The following is a 12466-nucleotide window of genomic DNA, read 5'->3' as shown; positions in this document are numbered from 1 at the left end:
GAAAAAGCCCCGACGAATCGGGGCTTTTTCAATGGCTCGCCCCGGAAGGGGCGAATCGTTCGGATCAGGCCGCAGCCGTCTCCGCCACCTTGTAGTCGTCGATCTTGTCGAAGTTCAGGTACTGGTAGATCTGGCTGCTCGATGCATCGAGCACGCCCGTCGCAGCCATGTACTCCTCGCGCGTCGGGATGCGGCCCAGGCGCGAGCAGATCGCGGCCAGTTCGGCCGAGCCGAGGTACACGTTCGTGTTCTTGCCCAGGCGGTTCGGGAAGTTGCGGGTGCTGGTCGACATCACCGTCGCGCCTTCGCGCACCTGCGCCTGGTTGCCCATGCACAGCGAGCAGCCCGGCATTTCGGTGCGGGCGCCGGCATTGCCGAACACGCCGTAGTGGCCTTCTTCGGTGAGCTGCTGTGCATCCATCTTGGTCGGCGGTGCGATCCACAGCTTCACCGGGATGTCGCGCTTGCCTTCGAGCAGCTTCGATGCGGCGCGGAAGTGGCCGATGTTGGTCATGCACGAACCGATGAACACTTCGTCGATCACGGCACCGGCCACGTCGCTCAGCGTCTTCACGTCGTCCGGATCGTTCGGGCAGGCCACGATGGGTTCGTGGATCTCGGCCAGGTCGATCTCGATGACGGCGGCGTAGTCGGCGTCGGCATCGCCCTTGAGCAGTTGCGGGTCGGCCAGCCAGGCTTCCTGGGCGGCGATGCGGCGCGAGAGCGTGCGGGCGTCGGCATAGCCTTCGGCAATCATCCACTTCATCAGCGTGATGTTGCTGTTGATGTATTCGATGATCGGTTCCTTGTTCAGGTGCACCGTGCAGCCGGCGGCCGAGCGTTCGGCCGAAGCGTCGCTCAGTTCAAAAGCTTGTTCCACCTTCAGGTCGGGCAGGCCTTCGATTTCGAGGATGCGACCCGAGAAGATGTTCTTCTTGCCTTGCTTGGCCACCGTCAGCAGGCCCGACTTGATGGCGTACAGCGGAATCGCGTTGACCAGGTCACGCAGCGTGACGCCCGGCTGCATCTTGCCCTTGAAGCGCACCAGCACCGATTCGGGCATGTCCAGCGGCATCACGCCGGTGGCGGCCGCGAAGGCCACGAGGCCGGAGCCCGCGGGGAAGCTGATGCCGATGGGGAAACGGGTGTGGCTGTCGCCGCCCGTGCCGACGGTGTCAGGCGTCAGCAGGCGGTTGAGCCAGCTGTGGATCACGCCGTCGCCCGGACGCAGCGAAACGCCGCCGCGGTTGGCCATGAACTCGGGGAGTTCGTGGTGCATCTTGACGTCGACCTTCTTCGGGTACGCCGCCGTGTGGCAGAACGACTGCATCACGAGGTCGGCCGAAAAGCCCAGGCACGCCAGGTCCTTCAGCTCGTCGCGCGTCATCGGGCCGGTGGTGTCCTGCGAGCCGACCGAAGTCATCTTGGGTTCGCAGTAGGTGCCCGGGCGCACGCCCGTGCCTTCGGGCAGGCCGCAGGCGCGGCCGACCATCTTCTGTGCGAGCGAGTAGCCCTTCTTGGTGTCAACCGGGCTGGTCGGCAGGCGGAACAGCGTCGAGACCGGCAGGCCCAGCGCTTCGCGCGCCTTGGCCGTGAGGCCGCGGCCGATGATCAGCGGAATGCGGCCGCCGGCGCGCACTTCGTCGAACAGCACGTCGCTTTTCACGGTGAACTCAGCGATGACCTTGCCGTCCTTCAGCGCCTTGCCGTCGTAGGGACGCAGCTCGACCACGTCGCCCATGTTCATCTGCGTCACGTCGAGCTCGATCGGCAGCGCGCCCGAGTCTTCCATCGTGTTGTAGAAGATTGGCGCGATCTTGCCGCCGAGGCAGACGCCGCCGAAGCGCTTGTTCGGAACGAAGGGAATGTCTTCGCCGGTGAACCACAGCACCGAGTTGGTGGCGCTCTTGCGCGACGAACCCGTGCCGACCACGTCGCCGGCGTAGGCCACGAGGTGGCCGCGCGCGCGCAGGTCTTCGATGAACTTCACCGGGCCGCGCTTGCCGTCTTCTTCGGGAACGATGCCGGGGCGTGCGTTCTTGTGCATCGCCAGGGCGTGCATCGGAATGTCGGGACGCGTCGTCGCATCGGGTGCGGGCGACAGGTCGTCGGTGTTGATTTCGCCAGCCACCTTGAAGATGCTGACGGTGATGCTCTCGGGCACTTCGGGGCGGCTGGTGAACCACTCGGCATCGGCCCAGCTTTGCAGCACGCCCTTGGCGTTGGCGTTGCCCTTGTCGGCCTTTTCCTTGACGTCGTGGAACTGGTCGAACATCAACAGGGTTTTCTTCAGGCCTTCGGCTGCCACGGCGCCGACTTCGGCGTCGTCCAGCAGGTCGATCATGGGGCTGATGTTGTAGCCGCCGAGCATGGTGCCGAGCAGTTCTGTGGCACGGGCGCGAGAGAGGAACGCGCTCTTTTCGGTGCCATGCGCCACGGCGGCGAGGTAGCTCGCCTTGACCTTGGCCGCGTCGTCCACGCCGGCGGGCACGCGGTAGGTGAGCAGATCCAGCAGGAAGGCGCCGTCCTTTTCGTTCGCGCTCTTGAGGAGCTCGATCGCTTCAGAGGTCTGCTTCGCGCTCAGGGGCAGCGGCGGGATACCGAGCGCGGCGCGTTCGGCAACATGGTCAACGTAGGCTTGCAACATCTTCTTTTCTCCGGAAACTGGGCTGGCGGGCATGCAGCGCGGCAAGCAAGAGCCGCGCCGCATCCCTGGTGGGGGCTCTTACTTCTTGGCCGGGTCGGCGCCTTCGAAAAGGCTCTTCGGCGGGTTCTTCTTCATTTCTTCGGCAAAGGCGACCTGGGCGGCCGTCTGGCATTCGTCGGCGATGCGCAGACCGGCCTTCTGGTTCATCAGCATCGACTTGTTGCCCAGCTGGAGCCACATGGCGCCGGCACGCGGGTCTTCGAGGCGGATGGCGCCGGTGCGGCTTTCGACCGGGTGCATGCGGTACTTCAGGCCCTTGGTGGTCACGTTGAAGAAGCCGGGCTTCTTCTCGTCTTCGGTGACAGTGACGTCGGCGCCGAGTTCGCACTGGGCCTTGCCGGTGGACACGCGCTTGGCGACTTCCAGGTCGGCGTCGGTCAGCACGACGTTGGTTTCGTCGGCGATTGGCGTGACTTCCTCGACAGCCTTGGCGGCCTTGCGGGTCACCTGGCGCTTGGGCGGGGCCTTCTTGGCTTCGGTGGACTTTGCGGCCGGCTTGGCGGGCGCCGCCGTCTGTGCCATGGCACCGAACGGCAGAGCCAGGGCCACTGCGGCGATCAGGGCAATTTTCTTCATGTGAGGGTTTCCTTGAGGCTGGGTTCGAAGGTTTCGTTTCAGGAGGCCGCGAATGCAAACCAGGCTTTCGCCTCGGAGGGCAACGCGCGCCCTGTTGCGTGGGCGCGCGTCAGAACCTGCCAAAAGTGGCGGTAGCTCGCGCGGTCGTGCAATGTGCCATCAATTTGTGTCGGCGCCCAATCCGCAGCTGCGGCTTTTGCAATGATTTGTGTAGCAATCTGGATCTGCGCCTCATCGGGCGCGAAGGCCTCCAGGATGGGGCGGATCTGGTTCGGGTGGATGCTCCACATGCGCGTGTAGCCGAATTCGGTGGCTGCCTTGCGGGCCGCGACACGCATCGCATCGGTGTCGTTGAACTCGGTGACCACGCAGTGCGACGGCACTTTGCCGTAGGCATGCGCCGCCGAGGCGATGGCCAGCTTGGCGCGCACCACCAGCGGATGGGTGAACTGGCCGGCCGCGCCCATGCCGTCGGCGGGAATGGCACCGGCATGCGCCGACACGAAATCCATCAGGCCGAAGCTGAGCGACTGCACGCGCGGATGCGCGGCGATTTCGAAAGCGTTGTGCACCGCCAGGGGCGATTCGATCAGCACGTGCAACGGCAGCGCATCGGCATCGGCCGCTTCGAGCGCTGCGACAGCCTGCAGCACATCGGCCAGCGATTCGACCTTGGGCACCATCAGGTGGCTCAGGCGCTGACCGGCGCGACCAGCAATGGTGATCACGTCGCCGGCAAAGGCCGGATGGTCGACCGGGTGCACGCGCACGCCGACGCGCATGCCGGGCTTGGCGGCCAGTGCCAATTCGGTGACGAGCGCAGCATGCTCGGCCTCGCCGCCTACCGGGGCACCGTCTTCGCAATCCAGGGTGACATCGAACACGCAGGCGCCGAACTCCTCGGCCATCTCGGCCTGGAGCGTGAGGCTCTTCTTCATGCGCGCCTCGACGCCGCTGTAGTGGTCGCACACAGGCAATGTCACCGCACCGGCTTGCGCGCCGAGCAGCACTTCACCTGGGTGGACCGTTTTCGTCATGCTTTTTTCTGCGCCACGATGAACATGCGCGGGAACGCGAGCAGCCGCTTGCCGTCGGTGCGTGCCGGATAGGCCTCGTTCACGCGGCGCTCGTATTCGGCGAGGTAGCTCGCCTGCAGGTCGGGCGGCAGCCGGTCCACGAAGGGCTTCAGGCCCGTGCCACGCACCCATTCGACGATGGAAGCGGCGTCGGCCATGCGGTGCTGGTAGATCGTGTGCCAGACATCGACGTTGGCCGCATGCGGCGCCAGCAAGTCGTAATAGCCCCCGAGCGGCAGCAGCTTGGTGCGCAGCTTGTCGGCATCGCCGATGGGCTCGGCCCAGGGCGCTTCGGCGGCCAGCGCGCGCATCAGGCGGTGCGTGGGCTCCTGGCGGTTGTCGGGCATCTGGACGGCGAGCACGCCGCCCGGGGCCAGTGCGTCGAACAGGCGAGGGATCAGCGTTTCGTGATCCGGCACCCATTGCAGGGACGCATTGGCATAGATGAGGTCGGGCGCTTGGTCTTGCGGCGCCCAGGTCGCGATATCGCTCAACTCGAAGCGCGCGCCGGGCAGGCGCTCGCGCGCGCTGACCAGCATGGCTTCGGAGTTGTCGGTCCCGAGGGCCTGTGCCTTCGGGAACCGGTTGACCAGCAGCTCGGTGGAATTGCCCGGGCCGCAACCGAGGTCGACGACGAGGTCGGCCCCGGCCAAAGGCACCCGCGCCAGGAGCTCCTGTGCGGGTCTTGTGCGCTCATCCTCGTAGCGACGGTAGAGCGCGGGGTTCCAGTCGAGCATGCTGGGCAGGCCTTGCTTGCTTACAGCAGGTGGGCCACGCCGGCGCGTTCGCCTTCGAGTTCTTCGAGGGTCTTGTTGATGCGTTCCTGGCTGAATGCATCGATCTCCAGGCCTTCAACCAGCTTGTATTCACCGTTTTCGCAGGTAACCGGGAAGCCGAACATCACGTCCTTCGGAATGCCGTACTGGCCGTCCGACGGGATGCCCATCGTGACCCACTTGCCATTGGTGCCCAGGGCCCAGTCGCGCATGTGATCGATGGCGGCGTTGGCGGCCGATGCAGCCGACGACAGGCCGCGCGCTTCGATGATCGCCGCGCCGCGCTTGCCGACGGTCGGCAGGAAGGTGTTGGCGTTCCATTCCTGGTCGTTGATCATCTTGGCGACGCTTTCGCCGTTGATGGTGGCGAAGCGGTAGTCGGCGTACATCGTGGGCGAGTGGTTGCCCCAGACGGTGAGCTTTTCGATGTCGGCCACGGCCTTGCCGGTCTTGGCGGCGATCTGGCTGGCGGCGCGGTTGTGGTCCAGGCGCAGCATGGCGGTGAAGTTCTTGCGCGGCAGGTCGGGTGCGCTCTTCATGGCGATGTAGGCGTTGGTGTTGGCGGGGTTGCCGACCACGAGCACCTTGACGTTGCGGCTGGCGACGGCGTTCAGGGCCTTGCCTTGCGCCGTGAAGATGGCGCCGTTGACGGCCAGCAGTTCGGCACGTTCCATGCCGGGGCCGCGGGGGCGCGAACCGACCAGGAGGGCGTAGTCGGCGTCCTTGAAGGCGGTCATCGGGTCGCCGTGGGCTTCCATGCCGGCCAAGAGCGGGAAGGCGCAGTCGTCCAGCTCCATCATCACGCCCTTGAGCGCCTTCTGGGCCTTCTCGTCGGGGATCTCGAGCAATTGCAGGATGACCGGCTGGTCTTTGCCGAGCATTTCGCCGGATGCGATACGGAACAACAGGGCGTAACCGATTTGACCGGCGGCACCGGTGACGGCAACGCGGACGGGCTTTTTGCTCATGGGAAGACTCCAGAAGATGATGAAACGGTGTCGGCGCTCTCGTGGGGCGCCAAGGTCCGACGGGGGAAACAGTGTCCCGCGGCGCGAGACCGGCCCGCATTTTAAGCCGATTCAATGAGCCTCGTCTTATGTCTTATATAAGATATCCTCGGGGGCACCGCCCACGGCGCACCCCACCGCTGCCATGAACACCCCCACCGCCCTCGACGAGCCCGCGACGCCGTCCTTCAGTCCGCTCTATCAGCAGATCAAGACATTGATCCTGCAGAGCCTGCAGGCGGGCGAGTGGAAGCCGGGCGAACCCATTCCGAGCGAGATGGACCTGGCCGTGCGCTATCGCGTGAGCCAGGGCACGGTGCGCAAGGCCATCGACGAACTGTCGGCCGAAAACCTGGTGGTGCGCCGCCAGGGCAAGGGCACCTTCGTCGCCACGCATGCCGAGCAGCATGTGCAGTACCGCTTCCTCAAGCTCGTACCCGATGCGGGCGACCCGAACATCGAAGGCCCCGCCGAACGCACCATCGTCGACTGCAAGCGCCTGCGCGCATCCGCCGACGTCGCGCGCGCGCTGGGCCTTCGCACCGGCGACGCCGTGCTGCAGGTGCGCCGCGTGCTCGCCTATGCGGGCGTGCCGACCATCCTCGAAGACCTGTGGCTCCCCGGCACGCCCTTCAAGGGGCTCACCGCCGAGCGGCTGCGCGCATGGCCCGGCCCGATGTACGCGCTCTTCGAAACCGAGTTCGGCGTGCGCATGGTGCGCGCCGAAGAAAAAATCCGTGCGGTGCTGCCCGATGCGGAGCAAGCTGCGCTGCTCGCGGTGACGCTGCAGATGCCGCTGCTCAGCGTGGAGCGCGTGGCCCACACGTACCACGACATGCCGATGGAGCTGCGCCGCGGGCTCTATCGCACCGACACGCACCACTACAGGAACCAGCTGGGCTGAAGTCGATGCAGATGAGGTTCAAACTCGAAGGCGGCGCAACCCGCGTGCAACGTACGCAATGCGCTACGAAGTCAATAGCATCCGACTGCAACGGTGCGCCGACTCGGACGCGTCCGCTGTCCGATGGTGCATTGCAATAGAATTTTGCGTTGTTTGCATTTCCGCATAAGAAACAAAAGCGTTCGCTCTCAGAACAAGCCATCCAAGCCACGAAAGCCCTTCCCCCATGTCAGAGCTTGCAACTCCCCCCCGGCCACCGCGTCGCGAATTCCGAAACATCAATGCGTTCACCGATCTCACGACCTACCGGCTGCCGCCGGCCGGCATCGTGTCGATCCTGCACCGCGTCAGCGGCGTGCTGATGTTCCTGCTGCTGCCGTTCATCATCTGGATGTTCGACACCTCGCTCTCTTCGGACTATTCGTTCGCCAAGTTCAAGGCCGCCTTCAACAGCGGCCTTGGTTTCGTTCCGGGATGGTTTTTCAAGCTCGTCGCGCTGGCGCTGATCTGGGCCTACCTGCACCACTTCATCGCCGGCCTGCGCCACCTCTGGATGGACGTGAGCCACGCCGCGGTGACCAAGGAATTCGGCCACACCTCGGCCGTCGTCACGCTGGCACTGAGCGTCCTGCTCACCCTGGTGCTCGGCGCCAAGCTGTTCGGTTTTTACTGAGAAGGAGCCACCCATGTCCGTGAATTACGGCTCCAAGCGCATCGTCGTCGGCGCTCATTACGGTTTGCGCGACTGGCTCAGCCAGCGCATCACGGGCGGCCTGATGGCGCTCTTCACGATCATCCTGCTCGCACAGCTGATCTTCACGCGCGGCCCCATCGGCTACGACCTCTGGGCCGGCATCTTCGCCGCGCAGTGGATGAAGGTGCTGACCTTCTCCGTGATCGTCGCCCTGCTCTATCACGTGTGGGTCGGCATGCGCGACGTGTGGATGGACTACGTCCAGCCCGTCGGCATCCGTCTCGTGCTGCAAATTTTCACCATCGTCTGGCTTGTCGGTTGTGCGGGTTGGGCCATTCAAGTGCTTTGGAAGATCTGACCTGACATCCCCACCATGACCTACACAAAAGAACAAATCACCAAGCGCAAGTTCGACGTCGTGATCGTCGGTGCCGGCGGCTCCGGCATGCGCGCATCGCTGCAACTCGCGCGCGCCGGCCTCAACGTGGCCGTGCTCTCCAAGGTGTTTCCGACCCGTTCGCACACGGTCGCCGCGCAAGGCGGCGTGGGCGCATCGCTCGGCAACATGAGCGAGGACAACTGGCACTACCATTTCTACGACACGATCAAGGGCTCCGATTGGCTCGGCGACCAGGACGCGATCGAATTCATGTGCCGCGAAGCACCGAAGGTCGTGTACGAGCTCGAGCACTTCGGCATGCCGTTCGACCGCAACCCCGACGGCACGATCTACCAGCGTCCCTTCGGCGGCCACACGGCCAACTACGGCGAGAAGCCCGTGCAGCGCGCCTGCGCCGCGGCCGACCGCACCGGCCACGCGATGCTGCACACGCTCTATCAAAAGAACGTCGAAGCGCGCACGCAATTCTTTGTCGAATGGATGGCGCTGGACCTCATCCGTGACGACGAAGGCGACGTGGTCGGCGTGACCGCGCTCGAAATGGAAACCGGCGACCTGCACATCCTGCAGGCCAAGACCGTGCTGCTGGCCACCGGCGGCGCAGGCCGCATCTTCCAGGCCTCGACCAACGCCTTCATCAACACCGGCGACGGCCTGGGCATGGCGGCGCGCTCGGGCATTCCGCTGCAGGACATGGAGTTCTGGCAGTTCCACCCGACCGGCGTGGCCGGCGCGGGCGTGCTGCTGACCGAAGGCTGCCGCGGCGAAGGCGCCATCCTGCTCAACAGCAACGGCGAACGCTTCATGGAGCGCTATGCGCCCACGCTGAAGGATCTGGCACCGCGCGACTTCGTCTCGCGCTCGATGGACCAGGAAATCAAGGAAGGCCGAGGCTGCGGTCCCAACAAGGACTACGTGCTGCTCAAGCTCGACCACCTGGGCGCTGACACCATCCACAAGCGCCTGCCCTCGGTGTACGAAATCGGCGTCAACTTCGCCAACGTCGACATCACCAAGGAACCGATTCCCGTGGTGCCGACAATCCACTACCAGATGGGCGGCATCCCGACCAACATCAACGGCCAGGTCGTCATCCAGAAGGGTGAGGACAACAGCGCCGTGGTGAACGGCCTCTACGCGGTGGGCGAATGCTCCTGCGTGAGCGTGCACGGCGCGAACCGCCTGGGCACCAACTCGCTGCTCGACTTGCTGGTGTTCGGCCGCGCAGCCGGCAACCACATCGTCGAATTCAACGACAAGCTGAAGGAACACAAGGACCTGCCCAAGGATGCGGCCGACCGCACGCTGGAGCGCCTGAATCGCCTCGAATCGACCACCACCGGCGAATACGCGCAGGACGTGGCCGGCGAGATCCGCGCCGTCATGCAGCAGCATGCCGCCGTGTTCCGCAAGCAAGCCTCGATGGACGAAGGCGTGGTCAAGATCGCCGCCGTGCGCGAGCGCGTCAATTCGATCGGCCTGAAGGACAAGTCCAAGGTGTTCAACACCGCCCGCATCGAAGCGCTGGAAGTCGACAACCTGATCGAAGTGGCGCAGGCCACGATGGTCTCGGCCGCTGCCCGTCGCGAATGCCGCGGCGCCCACACGGTGGAAGACTACGAGCGTCCCGCGGACGATCCGGTCGCGCCGCTCGGCCGCGACGACGCCAACTGGATGAAGCACACGCTCTGGTACAGCCAGGACAACCGCCTCTCGTACAAGCCGGTCAAGCTGCAGCCGCTCACGGTGGCCTCGGTTCCGCCGAAGGTCCGCACGTTCTAAGTCTCGGCTCACAGTCAGCTCATATAAGCATTCACAAGGTCACTACGATGAAGCGCACATTCCAGATCTACCGCTACGACCCGGACAAGGACGCCAAGCCCTACATGCAGACCATCGAGATCGAACTCGACGGCCACGAACGCATGCTGCTGGACGCCCTGATGAAGCTCAAGGCGCAGGACCCGACGCTGTCGTTCCGCCGCTCGTGCCGCGAAGGCGTCTGCGGCTCGGACGCGATGAACATCAACGGCAAGAACGGCCTGGCCTGCCTCACCAACATGCTCACGCTCAAGGGCACGATCGTGTTGAAGCCGCTGCCGGGCCTGCCCGTCATCCGCGACCTGATCGTGGACATGACGCAATTCTTCAAGCAGTACAACTCGATCAAGCCGTACCTGCAGAACGACAACGTGCCGCCCGAGAAGGAGCGCCTGCAGTCGCCCGAAGAGCGCGAAGAGCTCAACGGCCTGTACGAGTGCATCCTGTGCGCGAGTTGCTCCACGAGCTGCCCGAGCTTCTGGTGGAACCCCGACAAGTTCGTGGGCCCGGCAGGCCTCCTGCAGGCCTACCGCTTCATCGCCGACAGCCGCGACGAAGCCACCGCCGAGCGCCTGGACAACCTGGAAGACCCGTACCGCCTGTTCCGCTGCCACACGATCATGAACTGCGTGGACGTGTGCCCGAAGAGCCTGAACCCCACCAAGGCCATCGGCAAGATCAAGGAATTGATGGTGCGTCGCGCCATCTAATCCTTCTTCGAGAAATCACCCTATGCAAACCGCCGAAGAACTCCAGCAGCCGCTCAGCGAACGTGCGCTGAGCAAGCTGAAATGGCGTTGCCGGCGCGGCCTGCTCGAAAACGACCTGTTCATCGCCCGCTTCTTCGAGCGGCACGAATCCCACATGACCAACGGTCAGGCGGGAGCGATGGAGACATTGATGGACCTGTCGGACAACGACCTCCTCGACCTTTTGCTGCGCAGGAAGGAGCCCGAGCCCGAATGGGCCGGTGCCGAGGTGGTCGCATTGCTGCAATTGATGCGCACCGACGGCGCCCAGCGCCCCGCAATCTCTCCTTCGTCCTGAATCCTCCTCTGAAAGTAAATCGAAATGAAAGCATCCGATACCAAGGCCACGCTGTCGTTCAGCAACGGCGGCGACAGCGTCGAACTGCCGATCTACAAGGGCACCGTCGGCCCCGACGTGATCGACATCCGCAAGCTGTACGCACAGACCGGCATGTTCACCTATGACCCGGGCTTCATGTCGACCGCCGCCTGCCAGTCGGCCATCACGTACATCGATGGCGACAAGGGCGAGCTGCTGTACCGCGGCTACCCGATCGAGCAGCTCGCGACCAACTGCGACTTCCTGGAAACCTGCCACCTGCTGCTGTACGGCGAGCTGCCCGACGCGGGCAAGAAGGCCAACTTCACCAAGCTCGTGACGAACCACACGATGGTGAACGAGCAGATGCAGTTCTTCCTGCGCGGCTTCCGCCGCGATGCCCATCCGATGGCCATCATGACCGGCCTGGTGGGGGCCCTCTCGGCCTTCTATCACGACAGCACGGACATCAACAATCCCGAGCACCGCGAGATCGCCGCGATCCGCCTGATCGCGAAGATGCCCACGCTCGTGGCCATGGCCTACAAGTACACGATCGGCCAGCCGTACATGTACCCGAAAAACGACCTGAGCTACGCCGGCAACTTCCTGCACATGATGTTTGCCACGCCGTGCGAAGAGTACAAGGTGAACCCGGTGCTCGAGCGCGCGCTCGACCGCATCTTCATCCTGCACGCAGACCACGAGCAGAACGCCTCGACCTCGACCGTGCGCCTGTGCGGCTCGTCGGGCACCAACCCCTTCGCGGCGATTGCGGCCGGCGTGGCCTGCCTCTGGGGCCCGGCCCACGGTGGCGCCAACGAAGCGGCGCTCAACATGCTCTACGACATCCAGAAGGAAGGCGGCGTGGAGAAGATCGGCGAGTTCATCAAGAAGGTCAAGGACAAGAACTCGAACGTCAAGCTCATGGGCTTCGGCCACCGCGTGTACAAGAACTACGACCCGCGCGCCAAGCTGATGCAGGAAACCTGCAACGAAGTGCTGACCGAGCTGGGCCTGGAACAAGACCCGCTGTTCAAGCTGGCCAAGGAACTGGAAAAGATCGCCCTGGAAGACGAGTACTTCGTCTCGCGCAAGCTCTACCCGAACGTCGACTTCTACTCGGGCATCGTGCAGCGCGCCATCGGCATCCCGGTGCCGCTGTTCACCGCGATCTTCGCGCTGGCCCGCACGGTCGGCTGGATCGCCCAGCTGAACGAAATGATCGGCGACCCCGAGTACAAGATCGGCCGCCCGCGCCAGCTGTTCGAAGGCTCGCCCAAGCGCGATGTGAAGCCGATTTCGGCCCGCTGAGCGGTTCGCAAAACCCTCGCCCCTCAAAAAGCTGCCTTCGGGCAGCTTTTTTATTGCCCGCCCGATATGCCCCTCTTCGCAGGCCGGCAGCAAGGCCATCTCATATGACGATGGCAATGGCAC

Annotated in this window: 12 protein-coding genes; 7 read left to right on the top strand and 5 right to left on the bottom strand. The window is 64.4% G+C overall.

The window, feature by feature from the left end:
- Nucleotides 1-64: 64 nt before the first annotated feature.
- The 5 genes from GNX71_RS07990 to GNX71_RS07970 all read right to left on the bottom strand — a co-directional run bounded on the left by GNX71_RS07990 (nt 65) and on the right by GNX71_RS07970 (nt 6103).
- Entirely contained in the window at nt 65-2647 is a 2583-nt protein-coding gene (locus GNX71_RS07990; RefSeq protein WP_206177825.1) for a bifunctional aconitate hydratase 2/2-methylisocitrate dehydratase, read from the bottom strand.
- 78 nt (nt 2648-2725) lie between these two features.
- Nucleotides 2726-3283 (bottom strand): hypothetical protein, encoded by a 558-nt coding sequence (locus GNX71_RS07985; RefSeq protein WP_206177824.1) that lies wholly within the window; start codon nt 3281-3283, stop codon nt 2726-2728.
- Between the two features lie 38 nt (nt 3284-3321).
- The gene (locus tag GNX71_RS07980) at nt 3322-4320 is read right to left on the bottom strand and encodes an aldolase/citrate lyase family protein (protein ID WP_206177823.1); all 999 of its coding nucleotides are present in this window, start codon (nt 4318-4320) and stop codon (nt 3322-3324) included.
- A complete protein-coding gene (gene tam / locus GNX71_RS07975; protein WP_206177822.1) occupies nt 4317-5096 on the bottom strand; it encodes a trans-aconitate 2-methyltransferase in 780 nt (259 codons plus the stop codon). The genes GNX71_RS07980 and tam overlap by 4 nt, the downstream gene beginning before the upstream one ends.
- 20 nt (nt 5097-5116) lie before the next feature.
- Nucleotides 5117-6103 (bottom strand): malate dehydrogenase, encoded by a 987-nt coding sequence (locus tag GNX71_RS07970; RefSeq protein WP_042578072.1) that lies wholly within the window; start codon nt 6101-6103, stop codon nt 5117-5119.
- A 184-nt stretch (nt 6104-6287) separates the two neighbouring features.
- Here GNX71_RS07970 and GNX71_RS07965 point away from each other — a divergent pair, with 184 nt between their 5' ends.
- From GNX71_RS07965 to gltA, 7 genes are all read left to right on the top strand, one after another.
- Nucleotides 6288-7046 (top strand): GntR family transcriptional regulator, encoded by a 759-nt coding sequence (locus tag GNX71_RS07965; protein ID WP_206177821.1) that lies wholly within the window; start codon nt 6288-6290, stop codon nt 7044-7046.
- Between the two features lie 226 nt (nt 7047-7272).
- The gene (gene sdhC / locus GNX71_RS07960; RefSeq protein WP_206177820.1) at nt 7273-7719 is read left to right on the top strand and encodes a succinate dehydrogenase, cytochrome b556 subunit; all 447 of its coding nucleotides are present in this window, start codon (nt 7273-7275) and stop codon (nt 7717-7719) included.
- 13 nt (nt 7720-7732) lie between these two features.
- Nucleotides 7733-8098 (top strand): succinate dehydrogenase, hydrophobic membrane anchor protein, encoded by a 366-nt coding sequence (gene sdhD / locus GNX71_RS07955; protein WP_206177819.1) that lies wholly within the window; start codon nt 7733-7735, stop codon nt 8096-8098.
- Nucleotides 8099-8113: 15 nt separating this feature from the next.
- Nucleotides 8114-9922, top strand: coding sequence for a succinate dehydrogenase flavoprotein subunit (gene sdhA / locus GNX71_RS07950; RefSeq protein ID WP_206177818.1), 1809 nt, complete (start codon nt 8114-8116; stop codon nt 9920-9922).
- A 47-nt stretch (nt 9923-9969) separates the two neighbouring features.
- On the top strand, nt 9970-10671 hold the full coding sequence (locus GNX71_RS07945) for a succinate dehydrogenase iron-sulfur subunit (protein ID WP_206177817.1): 702 nt from the start codon (nt 9970-9972) through the stop codon (nt 10669-10671).
- Nucleotides 10672-10693: 22 nt separating this feature from the next.
- Nucleotides 10694-11008, top strand: coding sequence for a succinate dehydrogenase assembly factor 2 (locus tag GNX71_RS07940; protein ID WP_206177816.1), 315 nt, complete (start codon nt 10694-10696; stop codon nt 11006-11008).
- Between the two features lie 24 nt (nt 11009-11032).
- Nucleotides 11033-12343: a citrate synthase gene (gltA, locus tag GNX71_RS07935; protein ID WP_176661378.1), complete on the top strand. Its 1311-nt coding sequence runs from the start codon at nt 11033-11035 to the stop codon at nt 12341-12343.
- The last annotated feature ends 123 nt before the right edge of the window (nt 12344-12466 follow it).

This window comes from Variovorax sp. RKNM96 (assembly GCF_017161115.1).
Lineage (GTDB): Bacteria > Pseudomonadota > Gammaproteobacteria > Burkholderiales > Burkholderiaceae_C > Variovorax.
The sequence above is the reverse complement of the archived record's forward strand: the minus strand, read 5'-3'. Positions and strand labels throughout refer to the sequence as shown.